The sequence below is a fragment of the Phreatobacter sp. genome (genome assembly GCF_016793595.1).
In the GTDB taxonomy this organism is placed as follows: Bacteria; Pseudomonadota; Alphaproteobacteria; order Rhizobiales; family Phreatobacteraceae; genus Phreatobacter.
This window is the reverse complement of record NZ_JAEULY010000004.1, coordinates 748,321-765,316: the sequence shown is the minus strand read 5'-3', so window position 1 is coordinate 765,316 and position 16,996 is coordinate 748,321. Positions and strand designations below refer to the sequence as shown.

Here is a 16,996-nt window from a genome sequence, read left to right as displayed (position 1 = left end):
TCGGCCTCGGGGGAAAGGGCGGTCAGTGCGAGGAGCGGTCCACCGTGAACTCGCCATTGCGCACGCGCTCGGCGAGCCGTTCAGCGAAGACGGCAGCGGCCTCCTCGCCATAGGTGGCGACCATTTCGACGAAGGAGGCGAACAGGGCGGCTTGCGCGATGCAGTCGGTATCCAGCCCGTCGAGGCGCGCCTCGGCGAAGGCCTCGGACACGTAGCCCATGGCCGCATGGCGCTGGTCTTCGGCCTCCACGGAGCGGGCGGCAGCAGCGGGTAGGAAATGCATCATCGCGTCCACGTCGGGCCTGTTCGTCGGCCTTGTCCCATCGCTGAAACCCTACCACGGGCAGGGGGTGGGTCGCGCCAATTCTGACCGGAAGGTTAACGCCGGTGAATAAATCCGCGGCGTTCCCGAAATGACACTGTGGGGGCAGCGCTTTAGTTGACGTAGCGGCCGGTAATATCGACCACGATGCGGTGGCCTTCGTCGATATAGCGCCGGGTCGCGAGGCGTGCCGCGTCGGTGCAGGTGCGGTGCGTCTGCTCGAATCCGGCATAGCCGCGATTGAAGCTCTGGGTCAGGCGCTCGCGCCGCTCGCCGCCGGCGGCTTCGGCATCCAGCAGCGCCTGCATCTCGCGCCGCCAAGCGCCTGTCTCGGGTGCGCGGCAGAGCGTCCTGAGATAGTGCAGCGCGCCCATGATCTCGGCGAGGCGCATGAGTTGCGGCTCGTAGGGCGCCTGAAGCACCGCTGCCGGCTGTGGCGGGGCGGCCGCCGGCGTCGCCGGACGCTGCGCCTGCGCGAGGGCCGGCGCGGGCAGGAGCGCGATCACGAGGGCGGCGACGAGCCTTGGCATGAGCGAGATATGAGCGAGGCGGCGGAGCCGCGCAACCGGAACCGCCGGAAACGGTTGACGGCCCGGTTTATCCGCCCAGCGCCGCGAAGGCGGCGCGCACCATCTCGCCGAGCCCGTCCGTGGTCGGCAGGGCAACAAGCTCGTCCGGCGTGACCCATCTGACATCGGCCGCTTCCGGCCCTGTCGCGCCCTCGCCCTCGGTCCAGCGCGCGGCGAAGGTGACGACGACGAAATGACGCTCGACGCGTCCCTGCGCGTCGCGGGCGATGATGTCGCGATGGCCGCAGATCGCCAGCGGCGCGGCGACGACCCCGACCTCCTCCATCAGTTCGCGCGCCGCCGCCTCGGCCAGCGTTTCGCCGACCTCCACGAGGCCACCCGGCAGGCTGTAGAGCCCGGCGCCGGGGGCGTTGGCCCGCTGGGCCACGAGGATTCGTCCATCGCGGATCACCGCTGTCGAGGCGGCGAGGATCGGGCGGGCAGGATAGGAGCGGTCCGACATGGTCTTCCGGATCAGCGCGTCATCAGCGCGTCGATCGCATCCTGCGCCGAGGCCGGTTCCAGAACATCCTCGTCCTGCTCGATCACGGCGTTCATCAGGCCGGCGGCGCGGGCGGCGAGATGCTTCAGCCGGTCGGCCGCTTCCTCGGCGATGAAGCCGGCGACGGCGGTCGGCCCCTGGGCGGTGAGCTGGCCGATCGTGTCGGCCATGACCTGGTTCATCTCCTCGACCACCGCGAGGAAGCGGCGGCGCGAGGCGACGGGCGCCTGGGCGAAGGCTTCCAGCACCAGTTCCTTGTCGCGGTAGCTGGAGCGGATGAAATGCTCCTCGTAGGTGGCGGGCTGCCAGCCGAGCACATCGTCGATGCAGTCCGGCATCGACGGCACCAGTTCCAGAAGCATGATGACTTCGTTGAAATGGTTCAGATAGTCGGTGGCGAGCTTGGTCTCCGGATGGATGTTGGCCGCGCGCAGGCGCTCGGCCGTCAGCACTGGCGGTGCATCCTGGAGAAGGTCGTCGAGCATTGAGATAAGGCAGCCCCGGAATCTGCCACAATGAGGCATGGCTGCGGTGAAGGAAGGCTTAAGCGCCGGTAATCCGGGCGGCGCTTCTGACGCTGGACGAGGGAGGTTGGCCGCATGTGCGGACGGTTCGCGGTCAAGATGAGCCCCGAGGCCATGCAGCAGGCCTTCGGCTATGACGAGCGGCCGAATTTTCCGCCGCGCTACAATATCGCGCCGACCCAGCCGGTACCCGTCGTCACCATCGAACAGGGCAGGCGGCGCTTCGTGCTGATGCGCTGGGGCTTCATTCCGGGCTGGGTGAAGGATCCGAAGGATTTCCCGCTGGTCTTCAACATCCGCTCGGAGGGCGCGCGCGAGAAGCCCTCGTTCCGGGCCGCCTTCCTGCGGCGGCGCGCGCTGATGCCGGCCGACGCCTTCTACGAGTGGCAGCGCGCCGGCAAGACATCGACGCCCTATGTGATCAGGCGTCCCGATGGCGGTCCCTTCGCCTTTCCGGCCCTGTGGGAGACGTGGGTGTCGCCCGACGGCTCCGAGATCGACACAGCCGCGCTGATCACCGCAGCGGCGGAGGGGCCGATGGCGGCGATCCATCACCGCACGCCCGTCATCCTCGACCCCGCCAACTGGAACGAATGGCTCGACCCCGCGACGAGCACCGAACGCGCCGAGGCGCTGCTGTCGCCGCCGCTCCAGACCGAGTTGGAGCTGGTCCGCATCGGCCCGGCGGTGAACAAGGTCTCGAACGACGGGCCGGAGGTTCAGGCCCCGGCGGGGGAAGCGGAAGCGGTAAAGCCTGCGCCGGCGAAGCCGAAGCGGGCGGTGCCGAAGAAGACGGACGGGGATGGCGGGCAGGGGAGTTTGTTCTGACTGCTACAGCACCTTGCCGGGGTTCATGATCCGCTTCGGGTCCAGCACGTCCTTCACCGCGCGCATGATCTCCATGGCCACCGGGTCCTTCACGCCGGGCAGCAGGTCCCGCTTCATGCGGCCGATGCCGTGCTCCGCCGAGATCGAGCCGCCGAATTTGCCGACGATGTCGTGGACGATGGTCTGCACCTTGTCCCAGTGGTCGAGGAACGCTGCTTTCTCCATGCCGATGGGCTGGCTGACGTTGAAATGGATGTTGCCGTCGCCGAGATGGCCGAAGGGCACGGGGCGGCAGCCGTCGAGATAGGCTTCGCAGGCGGCCACGGCCTCGGCGATGAAGGCGGGCACGGCCGCGACGGGCACCGAGACGTCGTGCTTGATCGAGCCGCCTTCAAGTTTCTGCACCTCGCTCATGCCCTCGCGCAGCCGCCAGAAGGCGTTGCGCTGGTCGATCGTGTCGGCGAGCGCGGCGTCGGTGACGATGCCTTCGTCGAAGCCGCTGGCGAGAATCTCCTCCAGCGTCTCGCGCAGGCCGGCGGCGGAGGCGCTCGACAGTTCCATCAGCACGTACCAGGGCGAAGGCGCGCTCAACGGGTCGCGGGCGCCCGCCAGATGCTTCAGCACGAAGCCGAACAGGTTCCGCGGCATCAGCTCGAAGCCGGTCACCGAGGGGCCGGCCTTCTCCTGCGCGCGGCCGAGCAGCGTCAGCGCCGCATGGGGCGAGGGGACAGCCACCCACGCGGCCTCGATCGAGCGCGGCGCGGGATAGAGCTTCAGCACGGCGGCGGTGATGACGCCGAGCGTGCCTTCCGCGCCCATGAACAGGTGCTTCAGGTCGTAGCCGGTATTGTCCTTCTTGAGCGTTCTGAGGCCATGCCAGACGCGCCCGTCCGCCAGCACCACTTCGAGGCCGAGCACGAGGTCGCGCGCCATGCCGTAGGCGACCGCCTGCGTGCCGCCGGCATTGGTCGAGAGGTTGCCGCCGATGGTGCAGGAACCCTTGGAGCCGATATTGAGCGGGAACAGGCGGTTCGCCTCGCTCGCCGCATCCTGTGCCTGCTGCAGTGTCACGCCGGCATCGACCGTCATCGTGTTGCCGGCGGGATCGACGGCGCGGACCCGGTTCATCCGGTTCAGCGACAGGACGATCTCCGCGCCGGTCTCGTGCGGCACATGGCCGCCGACGAGGCCGGTGGCGCCGCCCTGCGGCACGACCGGCGTGCCGGTCTCGTTGGCCAGCGCCATCACCGCCGCGACCTCATCGGTCGAACCCGGCCGGACCACCAGCGGGGTGCGGCCGTGATAGAGGCCACGGTCGTCGCGCAGATAGGGCGCCTGGTCGTCGGGGTCTGTGATCGCGTAGCGCTCGCCGACGATGGCGGCGAAGCGCCGGATCAGATCGGCCGGCATGGGTGGAGCGAGAGCGGCTGATGGCTTCGGCAGAGGCATGGCGGGCGGGCGTTCCTCGAAATCTCAGCCTATTCAGCCGCCATGGTGCGCAGCGTCAACCGGCAAGGCCGGATGGCAGCGCTGATTTCGCCCACGCCGATTTCGCGTGGGGCGGGCCTGCCGGCTCTTTCGCCGGCGCGGCTTCGGCCCTATCTTGTGTCCTGGAGCTGCGACGCACGTCAGGGCACATTTTCCCCGGGGCCTTATCGATCTCATGGGAGCTGTTCCTGCCCTTGTCCGTGGACTTGGGCACACGGCGCCCACCTACTTAGGTAGGTTCCCGGGATCGCTTGTCCGACGGCGGAGCGGCTCCGCTTCCCAACCGGCGCGGGCTCTGGCAGTGATGCGGTCGTCATGACCGCTTCTCTCAAGGCCGCCCTCCGCGAAGCGGCGCTCGCCCGGCGCGATGCGCTCGATCCCGCCTTCCGCATCGAGGCCGCGCTTGCGATCTCCGAGGCCTTCCCGCTCGACCGCATTTCCGTGGCCGGCAAGATCGTCTCCGGCTTCCTGCCGATCCAGTCCGAGATCGACACCCGCCCGCTCATGGATCGCCTCCGCGTCGCCGGCGCGCGCCTCGCCTTGCCGGCCTTCCCGGACCGCAAGGGCCCGATGGTGTTCCGTGAGCTGATCCGCGGCGCGGACCTCGTGCCGATGGGCTTCGGCACGTTTGGGCCGGGGCCGGAGGCGGCCGAGCTCGACCCCGACATTCTCCTGACCCCGCTCGCCGCTTTCGACGCCGCCGGCAACCGCATTGGCTACGGCAAGGGCCACTACGACTTCGCGCTGGCGCGGCTCGACCGCATCGCGCCGCGCATCGCCGTGGGCATCGCCTTTTCGTGCCAGGAGGTTGACGCCGTGCCCCACGAGCCCCATGACCGCAGGCTCGACTTCCTTCTCACCGAGACCGGGTTCAGGGCTTTCTGATGCGTCTCCTCTTCCTCGGCGATGTCGTCGGCAAGTCCGGCCGTGTCGCGGTCACCGAACGGCTGCCGGGTCTTGTCTCCGACCTGAAGCTCGATTGCGTCGTCATCAACGGTGAGAACGCGGCCCACGGTTTCGGCATTACCGAGGCCATCTACCAGGACCTGCTGGACGCCGGCTGCGACTGCGTCACCCTCGGCAACCATTCCTGGGACCAGCGCGAGGCGCTCGTCTTCATCGACCGCGCGCCGAGGCTGGTGCGTCCCGCCAACTACCCGCCCGGCACGCCCGGCCGTGGCGCGGCGCTGATCGAGGCGAAGAACGGCGCGCAGGTGCTGGTCATCAACGTCATGGGCCGCCTGTTCATGGACCCGCTGGACGACCCCTTCGTCGCCGTCGAGCGCGAGATCGAGGCGGCGCCGCTCGGCCGCGTGGCCGATGCCATCGTGGTCGACGTCCATGCCGAGGCGACCTCCGAGAAGAACGCGTTCGGCCACATCTTCGACGGCCGCGTCTCGCTGGTGGTCGGAACCCACACGCATATCCCGACCTCCGACCATCGTGTGCTCAGGGGCGGCACCGCCTATCAGACCGATATCGGCATGTGCGGCGACTACGACAGCGTCATCGGCATGGACAAGACCGAGCCGCTGCGCCGCATGCGCGAGAAGACGCCGGGCGGCAAACTGGAGCCCGCCGGGGGCGAGGGCACGCTGTCCGGCATCGTCGTCGAGATCGGCGCGAACGGGCTGGCGACCTCCGCGAAGGCCCTGCGCGTCGGCGGCGTGCTGGAGCAGACGCGCTAGGCGGCGCTTGCCCGCCGTCGCGCGCGGCTGTAATCCCCGACCATGTCGCACAACACCTTCGGCCACCTGTTCCGTGTCACCACCTTCGGCGAAAGCCACGGCGTGGCGCTCGGCTGCGTGGTGGACGGCTGCCCGCCGCTGATCCCGCTCACCGCCGAGGACATCCAGGCCGATCTCGACCGCCGCAAGCCCGGCACGTCGCGCTTCACCACCCAGCGCCGCGAGCCGGACGAGGTGAAGATCCTCTCGGGCGTCATGACCAATGACGAGGGCGTGCAGGTCACCACCGGCACGCCGATCGCGCTTGTCATCGAGAACACCGACCAGCGCTCGAAGGACTATTCCGACATCAAGGACAAGTTCCGCCCCGGCCATGCCGATTTCACCTACGAGGCGAAATACGGCATCCGCGACTATCGCGGCGGCGGGCGGGCCTCCGCGCGCGAGACGGCGGCGCGCGTCGCCGCCGGAGCCATCGCGCGCAAGGTCGTGCCCGGCCTCACCGTGCGCGGCGCGCTGGTCCAGATGGGTCCGCACGCCATCGACCGCGACAAATGGGACTGGGACGAGATCGGCAACAACCCATTCTTCTGTCCCGACGCCGAGAAGGCGAAGTTTTTCGAGACCTATCTGGACGGCATCCGCAAATCCGGCTCGTCCATCGGTGCCGTGCTGGAAGTGGTGGCCGAAGGCGTGCCCGCCGGTCTCGGTGCGCCGATCTATGCCAAGCTCGATGCCGAGATCGCCGCGGCCCTCATGGGCATCAACGCGGTCAAGGGCGTCGAGATCGGCACCGGCTTCGCCGCCGCCGCGCTCACCGGCGAGGAGAATGCCGACGAGCTGCGCATGGGCAATGACGGCAAGCCGCTGTTCCTGTCGAACCATGCCGGCGGCATTCTCGGCGGCATCTCGACCGGACAGCCCGTCGTCGCGCGCTTCGCGGTGAAGCCGACCTCCTCGATCCTGACCCCCCGCCTGACCATCGACAAAAAGGGCGGCGAGACGGACATCCTCACCAAGGGCCGCCACGACCCCTGCGTCGGCATCCGCGCCGTGCCGGTGGGCGAGGCCATGGTCGCCTGCGTGATAGCCGATCACTATCTCAGGCATCGCGGCCAGAACGGCTGAAGTCGTTCACCTCTGCCGAAATGCAGGGCAGGTTCTGCAAAATTTCAGTTTGACTGAAATTCCTGCCGCGCTCATCTTCCGGGCATGAAGCTCGATATCTGGCTCGCCCGCGCCGGCATCACCCGCGTCGCCTTTGCCAAGAGCCTCGGCGTTTCGCCGGGCACGATCACGGCGCTCTGCAACGGCGAGACGCCCTGGATGTCGCGCGAGACGGCCGAGCGCATTGCCGAACTGACCGGCGGCGCCGTCACCCCCAACGATTTCATCGGCCTCAAGGGGCCGCGCGACGAGGAGAGAGCCATGCTGGAAGCGACCGAACGCGTGAAGGCCGCTCTCGACGCCTTCGCCAAGGGCCAGATCGTCGTGGTCACCGACGACGACGACCGCGAGAACGAAGGCGATCTGATCGTCGCGGCCTCGCTCTGCACGCCCGAGCAGATGGCCTTCATCGTCCGCCATACCTCGGGCATCGTCTGCACGCCGCTGACCATTGGCGAGGCGCAGCGCCTGCGCCTTGACCCCATGGTGTCCTCGAACGACTCGCCTCACGGCACGGCCTTCACCGTCTCGGTCGACTACCGCCACGGCACCACGACAGGCATCTCCGCCGACGACCGCACCGCGACGGTGCGCGCGCTCGCCAATCCGAATGTCGGAGCGGTCGATTTCGTCCGCCCCGGCCACATCTTCCCGCTGATCGCCAAGGATGGCGGCGTGCTCATGCGCTCCGGCCATACGGAAGCGGCCGTCGACCTCTGCAAGCTCGCGGGGCTGCCGCCCATCGGCGTCATCTGCGAACTGGTCAACGACGACGGCACGGTGACGCGCGGGCCGCAGGTCACCGCCTTCGCCGAGAAGCACGGCCTCGTCATGGTCTCGGTCGCCGACCTCATCAAATACCGGCAGGCGCGCGACAAGCTGGTCGAGCGGGCCGGCGAATTCCCGATCGAAACGCCCTACGGCCCGGCGCGCGGCATCGCCTACCGCACGCCCTACGACCGCGTCGAGCATCTCGCCGTCGTCTTCGGCGAGATCGAGGAGGGCCATACGACGCTGGTCCGCCTGCACCGCGAGACGGTGCTGCGCGACGTCTTCGGCAAGAACCGCGTCAATGACTGCGCCATGCAGAAGCTCGCCGAGAAGGGCGGCGTGCTGATCTACCTGCGCGACGGCACGGCCGGGGTTCCCGCCCAGTCGCTGGCGGCGACCGCGCCGGGGCCGGACCTGCACGAGAGCCACGGTTCGGCCAAGCTGCGCGACGATCAGTGGCGCGAGATTGGCCTCGGCGCGCAAATCCTGCGCGATCTCGGCGCGACGCAGATCCGGCTGCTCGCCTCCAAGACCCGCCACTATGTCGGTCTCGGCGGCTTCGGCATCGAGATCAAGGCGACGGAGATGCTGGAGACCTGAGGTCTCTCAGCCCTTCAGCGGCCCGTAGGTCGCGCCCGCCGGCGGCGCGATGCTGTCCGGCACGAAGAAGTCGGGCGCCAGCGCCTGTGCCGGGTCCATCCGGTAGCGGTCGAAATCGGTGACGCCTTCGCCCGCGAGGAACGTGTCGTCGATCAGGAAATTGCCGGTGAAGCTCGACGGCTTCGAGAAGATGGCATGGGCGGCATCCGCCAGAATCTCCGGCGAACGGCTCATCGCCATCAGGTTGTCGCCGCCGAGCAGATTCTTGATCGCCGAGGTCGCGATGGTGGTGCGCGGCCACAGCGCGTTGACGCCGACCGCGCCCCTCAGTTCGCCCGACAGACCGAGCACGACGAGGCTCATGCCGAACTTGGCCATGGAATAGCCGGTCGTGCCCGCGAACCATTTGACGTTCATGTCGAGCGGCGGCGACAGCGCCAGAATGTGCGGATTGCGTCCCGCCGCCGCGCTCGCCCTCAGATGCGGGATCGCGCATTTCGAGGTCAGGTAGGTGCCGCGCGCATTGACCTGGTGCATCAGGTCGAAGCGCTTCATGTCGAGCTTCTCGACCGGCGCGAGATTGATCGCCGAGGCATTGTTGACGACGATGTCGAGGCCACCGAATTTCGCCACCGTCTTGGCGACGGCGTCGGCGACGCTCTCCTCCTCGCGCACATCGACCACCAGCGGCAGGGCTTTGCCGCCGGCCGCCTCGATCTCCTCGGCCGCCGAGTAGATCGTGCCGGGCAGTTTCGGGTGCGCGGTCTCGGTCTTCGCCGCGACGACGATATTGGCGCCGTCGCGGGCGGCGCGCAGCGCGATGGCAAGGCCGATGCCGCGTGAGGCACCGGTGATGAACAGCGTCTTGCCGTTGAGGCTCATGACGGTCTCCTCCCTTTTGCGTGCGATATGCAATGCCAGGAGGCGCCCCGTCTTGCGGGGAGCCGCTACTTCCGCGTCATGAAGGCCATGAAGGCGCCCTTCGCCTCGTCGCCCCTGAGCAGTTCGGCGAACAGCGCGCCTTCCTCGTCCATGCGGGCGCGGGTCTCTTCCGAGCCCTTGCGCAGCAGGCGGCGGGTATGGGCCAGCGCTTGCGGCGGCTTGGCGGCGAGCTTTGCCGCGGCCGCCAGCGCCTTCGCCTCCAGCTCCTCGGGCGTCACCACCTGATTGACGAGGCCGATCGCCTCGGCCTCCTTCGCGCCGAAGGGCTCGGCCAGCATGATGTACTCGGTCGCCTTCTTGATGCCGGCGAGACGCGGAAACAGCAGCGAGGAGGCCGCCTCGGGCACCAGCCCCAGATCGACGAAGGGCATGCGGAACAGCGCGTTCGGGCTCGCATAGGCGAGGTCCATGTGCAGCATCATGGTGGTGCCGACCCCGATGGCGAGGCCGTCCACCGCCGCGATCATCGGCACCTCGACGGTCGCCAGCGCCTTGATGAAGTCGCCCGCCGGCGAGCCCTTGGCCCCGCCTGCCGAGCGCTGCACGAAATCCGCGATGTCGTTGCCGGAGGTGAACACGCCGGGACCGCCGGCGAAGACCACCGCGCGGGTGCCCTCGGCCGCCGCGTTCTCGATGACGCCGCGCATCGTATCGTACATGGCGCCGGTCAGCGCGTTCTTCTTGTCCAGCCGCGTCATGCGGACGAGGACGACGCCGTTGTCCTGGCGGGTGATGCTGACGTGATCGGTCATGGTGGCCTTCAGCTTGCGAGCGGGATGTCGAGGTCGGTGATGCTGGCGCCGCCGGAAACGACGCTCTCGGCAAGGCCGGAGGCGGCGGTGGCGAGGTTCTCGGCGAAGAAGCGGGCGAGGCCGGTCGCCTCCGCGCGGACGGCATCCGAAGTGCCAGCCCGCGCAGCCAGCGCCTTCTCGGCGAGCGACGTGCCGCCGAGCGCAAGGCCGAACAGTCGCGCATAGGGCGTCGCCCCCGCGAGCGCATCGGCCTGATCCGATTTCAGCGCGGCGAGCAGGTGCTTCGTCGCGCGCTCCAGCGCATCCACGGCCTCGGTCAGGCGCGGCGCGGTGCGGCCGAAATCGGCGGCATTGGTGCCGGCGACATCGGCGATCACCTTGCGCATGCGGGCGATCTCGGCATCGACCAGCGCGCCGCCTTCGAGGCCGATCTTGCGGGTCACGAGGTCGATGGCCTGGATGCCGTTGGTGCCCTCGTAGATCGCGTAGATGCGCGCGTCGCGCATGTGCTGGGCGGCGCCCGTTTCCTCGACGAAGCCCATGCCGCCATGGACCTGCACGCCGATGGACGCGACCTCGTTGCCGATATCCGTCGAGAAGGCCTTGGCGACCGGGGTCAGCAGCGAGGCGCGGGCATTGCCGGCCGCGCGCTCCTCCGCCGTCTTGCCGAGATGCGCGCGGTCGATCTCCGAGGCGAGGCGGTAGCAGATGGCGCGGGCGGCGCGGGTATAGGCGCGCATCGTGCCGATCATGCGGCGCACGTCGGGGTGCAGCGCGATGGGGCCCATGCCTTCGCCGGTATAGCCCGGAGCGCGACCCTGCCGGCGCTCGGCGGCATAGGCGATGGCCTGCTGCGTCGCCCGTTCGGCAATGGAGACGCCCTGCAAGGCCACCGCGAGGCGGGCATTGTTCATCATCGTGAACATGGCCATCAGGCCGCGGTTCTCCTCGCCGACCAGCCAGCCGATGGCGCCGTCCTTGTCGCCATAGACCATGGTGCAGGTGGGCGAGGCGTGGACGCCCAGCTTGTGCTCGATCGAGTGGCAGCGCACGTCGTTTCTCTCGCCGATCGAGCCATCCTCGCCAACGAGGAACTTCGGCACGATGAACAGCGAGATGCCCTTGGTGCCGGCGGGCGCGTCCGGCAGGCGGGCGAGAACCAGATGGATGATGTTCTCGGTCAGGTCGTGCTCGCCATAGGTGATGAAGATCTTCGAGCCGGTGATGCGATAGGTGCCGTCGCCGGCACGCACCGCCTTCGTCCGCATGCCCGCAAGATCCGAGCCGGCGGAGGGCTCGGTCAGGTTCATCGTGCCGGTCCATTCGCCCGACACCATCTTCGGCAGATACTTGGCCTTGAGTTCGTCCGAGGCGTGGGCGGTGATCGCCTCGATGGCCCCTTGCGTCAGCAGCGGCCCGAGTCCGAACGCGCCGGAGGCGGCGTTCCACATTTCGAGGCAGGCGGAATTGATGATGCAGGGCAGGGCCTGCCCACCATAATCGGCATCTGCCATCAGCCCGTTCCAGCCGGCGGCCGACCAGTCCGTATAGGTCTCCTTCCAGCCCGGCGGCATGGTGACCTGCCCGTCCTTGAACGGCGTGCCGTGCTTGTCGCCGAGCGTGTTGAGCGGCGCGATGCGCTCGCCCGCGAACTTGCCGGCCTCCTCCAGGATCGCCTCGATATCGGCCAGCGTCAGGTCGCCGTAGAGGCCCTCCGCTATGGCCTGATCGAGGCCAGCCGCCTGTTTCAGCGTGGCGATCATGTCGGTGACGGGTGCGCGATAGGTCATGGCAATTCTCCGGTCGGCCGATCTTTAGGTCCCGAGCACGGGGCCGGCAAGGACGCCGGACGGATGACGGCGCAGGCGCGCGCGTGCTAAGCGCCCCGCCATGTCCGCGTCGCGAACCCTCCTGCTCACCGCTGATGCCGCCGGCATCGCCGACGCCGCGCGCCTCCTGCGCGACGGCCGCCTCGTCGCCCTGCCGACCGAGACGGTCTATGGCCTCGGCGCGGATGCGACCGACGGGCGAGCCGTGGCGGCGATCTACGAGGCCAAGGGCCGGCCGAGCTTCAACCCGCTCATCGCCCATGTCGGGGAGCCCTCGGAGGCGCTGAAGCTGGGTGTCTTCGACCGCTATGCCGAGGCGCTCGCTTGCGTCTTCTGGCCCGGCCCCTTGACGCTGGTCGTGCCCATGGCGGCGGAGGCCGGCATTTCCGATCTCGCCCGCGCCGGGCTCGACACGGTGGGCCTGCGCGTGCCGAGCCACCCGGTTGCCCGCGCCCTGCTGAACGCCGCAGGCCGTCCCGTCGCCGCACCCTCGGCCAACCGGTCCGGCCATGTGAGCCCGACCACGGCGGCCCACGTTCTGGCCGATCTCGACGGCCGGATCGACGCTGTCCTCGATGCCGGCCCGACCGAGGTCGGCGTCGAATCCACCATCGTCGCCTGCCTTGGCGAGGAACCTGTCCTGCTGCGGCCCGGCGGCGTGCCGCGCGAGGCCATCGAAGCCGTGATCGGCCGGCCGCTGGCGGCCGCCTCGGATGAAACGACCATCGCGCCCGGCATGCTCGCCTCGCACTATGCGCCCAGCGCGGCGATCCGCCTCGATATCAGCGAGGTGTCGCCGGGCGAGGCGCTGCTGGCCTTCGGCCCGGACCCGCTGCCGGGCGCGACGCGTGTGCTCAACCTGTCGCCCACCGGCGACCTCGCCGAAGCTGCCGCCAATCTGTTCGGCCACCTGCGCGCGCTGGATGTGTCAGGGACCAAGGGGATCGCGGTCATGCCGATCCCGCGCGAGGGGCTGGGCGAAGCTATCCGCGACCGTCTGGCGCGCGCCGCCGCCCCCCGCACCTAGCGGGTGAAGCTTGCGACCAGCTCGACATGGGCCGACCATTTGAACTGGTCGACCGGCGTCACCGTGCCGAGCTTCCAGCCGGCCGCGACGAGAATCGCCGCGTCGCGGGCGAAGGTGCCGGGATTGCATGAGACCGCGACGATCCGGCCGATATCCGCCTTGGCCAGCATGGCGACCTGCGCCTCCGCGCCCGCCCGCGGCGGATCGAAGACCACGGCGTCGAGGCCCTTCAGATCCCTGGTCAGATAGGGGCGGCGGAACAGGTCGCGCGCCTCGGCGCGGATCGGCTTCAGCCCCGAGGCATTGCGCGTGGCGGCGGCAAGCGCCGCAACCGCCTGTGCATCGGAATCCGCCGCCAGAACCTTCGCCCGCCGCGCGAGGCGCAGGGCGAAGGGGCCGATGCCGCAGAACAGGTCCGCGACCGATTTCGCCTTGCCGACCGCCTCCAGCACGAGGCCGGCAAGCACCGTCTCGCCTGCTTCCGTCGCCTGCAGGAAGGCCCCCGGCGGCAGCGGCACGCGGATGCCGTCGACGGCGACGGTCGGCGGCTCGCGCTGCATCACGAGGTCGCCATGGTTTGTCAGGCGGACGAGGCGTGCCGCATTGCCGGCGGCGATCAGTCCGAGGCGCTCCTTCTCGGCGAGCCGGCCCGCGCCGCGCAGTTCCATGTCGAGGCCCTGGGCCGTCGCCGTGATCTGGATGTCGAGCGGCTTGCCGATCCCCTCAAGCGCCGCCGCGATCGTCCGCGCCGCCGGCAGGGCCCCGTCCAGGGATGGCGCCAGCAGGGGACAGGCATCGATGGCGACGATGGCGTGGCTGCGCGCCGCCGCGAAACCGACCTTGAGGTGCCGCCCGTCGCCGCGTCGAGCATGCAGCGTCACGCGACGGCGCCCCTCGCCATGGGCGTCGATGGCCGGCGCGATCTCGGCGCCAAGGCCGTGCTGGCGCAGGGCGGCGGCAACGATGTCGCGCTTCCAGTCGAGATAGGGGGCGCTGGCCCAGTGCTGGAGAGCGCAGCCGCCGCAGGTGCCGAAATGCGGGCAGGGCGGTTCGACCCGGTCGGGGCTCGGCGTGACGATGCGGGCGAGGGCCGCGCGCTCGCCATCGCCTGCAACCTCCACCACCTCGCCGGGCAGCGAATAGGGCACGAAGCGCCCGTCCGAGACGCCGTCGCCGCGATGGCCGACATGGGAAATGGTCATGCGCTCGCTCATGGCCGCAACCCGTGCATCAGGAATTCCCGGTTGCCGTCGCCGCCGGCGATCGGGCTGTCGATCATGCCGCCGATCCGCCAGCCAAGCGCCTCGGCCTCGGCGCGGATGCCGGCGACCGCCGCGTCGCGCGCGGCCTCGTCGGTGACGATGCCGTTCTTGCCGACGTGAGCCCGGCCGACCTCGAATTGCGGCTTGATCAGCGCGATCAGCTCAGCATCGGCGGCAAGCAGTGAGGACACCGCCGGCAGGACCAGTCTCAGCGAGATGAAGCTGACATCGATGACGGCGAGATCGGGCGTGGCGGGCAGCGCATCCCGCGTCAGCTTGCGGATGTCCGTGCCCTCCATCAGCGTCACGCTGCTATCGCCGCGCAGCGAGGCGTGGAACTGGTCGCGGCCGGTATCGACGGCGATCACCATTTTTGCGCCCTCGGTCAGCAGGACATGGGTGAAGCCGCCGGTGGAGGAGCCGACATCGAGACACACCCGGTCCAGCGGCCGCACCTTGAACGTCTCCAGCGCCTTCGCCAGCTTCATGCCGCCGCGCGACACCCAGGGATGCGGCGCCTCGGCAACGATGTCAGCCATTGCGTCGATGTCCTCGGAGGCCTTGCGCACCGGCTTTCCAGCGGCGATCACGAGCCCGGCGGCAATCGCCGCCTGCGCCTTGGCGCGGCTGTCGAAGAAGCCGCGTTCGACCAGCAGCAGGTCGGCGCGGAGCCGGCGGCCGCTCACGCCCTGAGCGCGCCGGGAACCGCGGCCGGCACGACCTCGCGCCCGAGCGCCTCGAAGACCTTGGCGACGATGCCCTTCGCGTCGAGGCCGGCCTTGGCATACATGGCCTCGGGCTTGTCGTGGTCGAGATAGGCGTCCGGCAGCACCATGGAGCGCACGCGGCACGTGCCGTCCATGAGGCCCCGGTCGGCGAGCGCATGCAGGACGAACGAGCCGAAGCCGCCGATGGAGCCTTCCTCGATGGTCACCAGCACCTCGTGCTCCCGCGCGAGCCGGGTGACGAGATCCATATCGAGGGGCTTGGCGAAGCGCGCGTCCGCCACCGTCGTCGAGAGGCCGAGCGCGCCGAGTTCCTCGGCCGCCTTCAGCGCCTCCGACAACCGCGTGCCCAGCGACAGCAGCGCGATGCGGGTGCCTTCCCTGACGATCCGGCCACGGCCGATCTCCAGCGGCACGCCTTCGGCGGGCATGTCGACGCCGACGCCCTCGCCGCGCGGATAGCGGAAGGCGATGGGGCCTTCGTCATAGGCCGCGGCGGTCGCGACCATGTGGACGAGTTCCGCCTCATCGGCCGCCGCCATGATGGTCATGCCCGGCAGGCAGCCGAGATAGGCGACGTCGAAGGAGCCGGCATGGGTCGCGCCGTCGGCGCCGACGAGGCCGGCGCGGTCGATGGGAAAGCGCACCGGCAGGCCCTGGATCGCCACGTCGTGGACGACCTGGTCGTAGGCGCGCTGCAGGAAGGTCGAATAGATCGCGCAGAACGGCTTGTAGCCTTCGGTCGCGAGGCCGGCGGCGAAGGTCACCGCATGCTGCTCGGCAATGCCGACATCGAAGGTGCGGGCCGGGAAGGCTCTCTCGAACAGGTCGATGCCGGTGCCGGAGGGCATGGCGGCGGTGATCGCGACGATCTTCTCGTCCTTCGCGGCTTGCCTGATCAGGCTCTCGCCGAAGACCTTGGTGTAGCTCGGCGCATTGGCCTTGGCCTTCACCTGCGCGCCGGTGACGACGTCGAACTTTGCCACCGCATGGAGCTTGTCGGGCGTCTCCTCCGCCGGAGCATAGCCCTTGCCCTTCTGGGTCACGACATGGACGAGGATCGGTCCGAAATCCGCGTCGCGGACATTCTTCAGAACGGGCAGCAGGTGGTCCAGATTGTGCCCGTCGATCGGGCCGACATAGTAGAAGCCGAGCTCCTCGAACAGCGTGCCGCCGGTGACGAAGCCGCGCGCATGCTCCACGGCGCGGGTCACCGTGCGGTCGATGGTCTTGCCGAGACGGCTGGTGAGCTGCTTTCCGATGTCGCGCAGCTTGAGATAGGTCTTGCCCGAGGCGAGCCGCGCCAGATAGGCCGACATGGCGCCGACCGGCGGGGCGATCGACATGTCGTTGTCGTTGAGGATGACGATGAGCCGCTCGTGCCGCGCGCCGGCATTGTTCATGGCCTCGTAGGCCATGCCGGCCGACATCGCGCCGTCGCCGATCACCGCGATGACGTGGTTCTTCTTGGCTGACAGGTCGCGGGCCACCGCCATGCCGAGCCCGGCCGAGATCGAGGTCGAGGAATGGGCCGCGCCGAACGGGTCGAACTCGCTTTCGGACCGCTTGGTGAAGCCGGACAGGCCGCCACCCTGACGCAGCGTGCGGATGCGGTCGCGCCGGCCGGTCAGGATCTTGTGCGGATAGGCCTGATGGCCAACGTCCCAGATGATCCGGTCGGCCGGCGTGTCGAAGACGTAATGCAGCGCGGTCGTCAGCTCGACGACGCCGAGGCCCGCGCCGAGATGGCCGCCGGTCACCGAAACCGCCGCGATGGTCTCCGCGCGCAATTCGTCCGCGACCTGCCGGACCTGGGATTCCGGCAGTTTTCGCAGGTCCGATGGGATGCGGATCGTATCGAGGAGAGGCGTTGCTGGGCGGTCTGTCACTCGTGTCACCGGCTGCGGTGCGGGACGCTTCGGATGCTGTCGCGGAGCGTCGAGGGGTACACCACGGAGCTGGGGATCGCAATGCAGCAGGGGCAGGGCGGCTTATTGGCG

At 69.2% G+C, this 16,996-nt stretch carries 17 protein-coding genes and 1 other RNA gene; 7 read left to right on the top strand and 11 right to left on the bottom strand.

Annotated features, from left to right (window positions below; genetic code table 11):
- Positions 1–22 precede the first annotated feature (22 nt).
- The 4 genes from JNK84_RS07800 to JNK84_RS07785 all read right to left on the bottom strand — a co-directional run bounded on the left by JNK84_RS07800 (position 23) and on the right by JNK84_RS07785 (position 1,878).
- A complete protein-coding gene (locus JNK84_RS07800; protein WP_293422451.1) occupies positions 23–283 on the bottom strand; it encodes a hypothetical protein in 261 nt (86 codons plus the stop codon).
- Between the two features lie 152 nt (positions 284–435).
- Positions 436–852 carry a TIGR02301 family protein gene (locus JNK84_RS07795; protein WP_293422448.1) on the bottom strand — a complete coding sequence of 139 codons (417 nt, stop codon included), beginning with the start codon at positions 850–852 and terminating at the stop codon, positions 436–438.
- 67 nt (positions 853–919) lie between these two features.
- Positions 920–1,354, bottom strand: coding sequence for an NUDIX hydrolase (locus JNK84_RS07790; RefSeq protein ID WP_293422445.1), 435 nt, complete (start codon positions 1,352–1,354; stop codon positions 920–922).
- Positions 1,355–1,365: 11 nt separating this feature from the next.
- Positions 1,366–1,878: a hypothetical protein gene (locus tag JNK84_RS07785; RefSeq protein WP_293422442.1), complete on the bottom strand. Its 513-nt coding sequence runs from the start codon at positions 1,876–1,878 to the stop codon at positions 1,366–1,368.
- A 114-nt stretch (positions 1,879–1,992) separates the two neighbouring features.
- On the opposite strand from JNK84_RS07785, the gene JNK84_RS07780 reads away from it, so the two are divergent.
- Positions 1,993–2,745, top strand: coding sequence for an SOS response-associated peptidase (locus tag JNK84_RS07780; RefSeq protein WP_293422439.1), 753 nt, complete (start codon positions 1,993–1,995; stop codon positions 2,743–2,745).
- A 3-nt stretch (positions 2,746–2,748) separates the two neighbouring features.
- Here the strand turns inward: JNK84_RS07780 and JNK84_RS07775 are convergent, their stop codons facing one another.
- Positions 2,749–4,194 (bottom strand): FAD-binding oxidoreductase, encoded by a 1,446-nt coding sequence (locus JNK84_RS07775; protein WP_293422436.1) that lies wholly within the window; start codon positions 4,192–4,194, stop codon positions 2,749–2,751.
- Between the two features lie 161 nt (positions 4,195–4,355).
- On the opposite strand from JNK84_RS07775, the gene ssrS reads away from it, so the two are divergent.
- The 5 genes from ssrS to ribB all read left to right on the top strand — a co-directional run bounded on the left by ssrS (position 4,356) and on the right by ribB (position 8,459).
- Positions 4,356–4,510: non-coding RNA, 6S RNA (ssrS, locus tag JNK84_RS07770), on the top strand.
- A 38-nt stretch (positions 4,511–4,548) separates the two neighbouring features.
- Positions 4,549–5,118, top strand: a complete 570-nt coding sequence (locus JNK84_RS07765; protein ID WP_293422433.1) for a 5-formyltetrahydrofolate cyclo-ligase — start codon at positions 4,549–4,551, stop codon at positions 5,116–5,118.
- Positions 5,118–5,921 carry a TIGR00282 family metallophosphoesterase gene (locus JNK84_RS07760; RefSeq protein WP_293422431.1) on the top strand — a complete coding sequence of 268 codons (804 nt, stop codon included), beginning with the start codon at positions 5,118–5,120 and terminating at the stop codon, positions 5,919–5,921. Before JNK84_RS07765 ends, JNK84_RS07760 begins: the two co-directional genes overlap by 1 nt.
- A 42-nt stretch (positions 5,922–5,963) precedes the next feature.
- Positions 5,964–7,049, top strand: coding sequence for a chorismate synthase (gene aroC / locus JNK84_RS07755; RefSeq protein ID WP_293422429.1), 1,086 nt, complete (start codon positions 5,964–5,966; stop codon positions 7,047–7,049).
- Between the two features lie 84 nt (positions 7,050–7,133).
- Complete coding sequence (ribB, locus tag JNK84_RS07750; protein ID WP_293422427.1) at positions 7,134–8,459, top strand: 3,4-dihydroxy-2-butanone-4-phosphate synthase; 1,326 nt, start codon at positions 7,134–7,136, stop codon at positions 8,457–8,459.
- A 6-nt stretch (positions 8,460–8,465) separates the two neighbouring features.
- Here ribB and JNK84_RS07745 read toward each other — a convergent pair whose 3' ends face one another.
- The 3 genes from JNK84_RS07745 to JNK84_RS07735 form a co-directional block, all read right to left on the bottom strand.
- Complete coding sequence (locus tag JNK84_RS07745; protein ID WP_293422425.1) at positions 8,466–9,341, bottom strand: SDR family oxidoreductase; 876 nt, start codon at positions 9,339–9,341, stop codon at positions 8,466–8,468.
- Positions 9,342–9,406: 65 nt separating this feature from the next.
- The gene (locus JNK84_RS07740) at positions 9,407–10,153 is read right to left on the bottom strand and encodes an enoyl-CoA hydratase-related protein (RefSeq protein ID WP_293422423.1); all 747 of its coding nucleotides are present in this window, start codon (positions 10,151–10,153) and stop codon (positions 9,407–9,409) included.
- 8 nt (positions 10,154–10,161) lie between these two features.
- A complete protein-coding gene (locus tag JNK84_RS07735; protein ID WP_293422421.1) occupies positions 10,162–11,943 on the bottom strand; it encodes an acyl-CoA dehydrogenase in 1,782 nt (593 codons plus the stop codon).
- A gap of 100 nt (positions 11,944–12,043) precedes the next feature.
- Here JNK84_RS07735 and JNK84_RS07730 point away from each other — a divergent pair, with 100 nt between their 5' ends.
- Entirely contained in the window at positions 12,044–13,009 is a 966-nt protein-coding gene (locus tag JNK84_RS07730; protein WP_293422419.1) for an L-threonylcarbamoyladenylate synthase, read from the top strand.
- Here JNK84_RS07730 and JNK84_RS07725 read toward each other — a convergent pair.
- The 3 genes from JNK84_RS07725 to dxs are packed head-to-tail and all read right to left on the bottom strand — an operon-like array spanning position 13,006 to position 16,885.
- On the bottom strand, positions 13,006–14,223 hold the full coding sequence (locus JNK84_RS07725; protein WP_293422417.1) for a class I SAM-dependent RNA methyltransferase: 1,218 nt from the start codon (positions 14,221–14,223) through the stop codon (positions 13,006–13,008). The two genes, JNK84_RS07730 and JNK84_RS07725, sit on opposite strands and share 4 nt — an antisense overlap.
- Entirely contained in the window at positions 14,220–14,957 is a 738-nt protein-coding gene (locus JNK84_RS07720) for a TlyA family RNA methyltransferase (RefSeq protein WP_293422415.1), read from the bottom strand. The genes JNK84_RS07725 and JNK84_RS07720 overlap by 4 nt, the downstream gene beginning before the upstream one ends.
- Positions 14,954–16,885 (bottom strand): 1-deoxy-D-xylulose-5-phosphate synthase, encoded by a 1,932-nt coding sequence (gene dxs, locus JNK84_RS07715; protein ID WP_293422413.1) that lies wholly within the window; start codon positions 16,883–16,885, stop codon positions 14,954–14,956. Before dxs ends, JNK84_RS07720 begins: the two co-directional genes overlap by 4 nt.
- Positions 16,886–16,996: the final 111 nt, after the last annotated feature.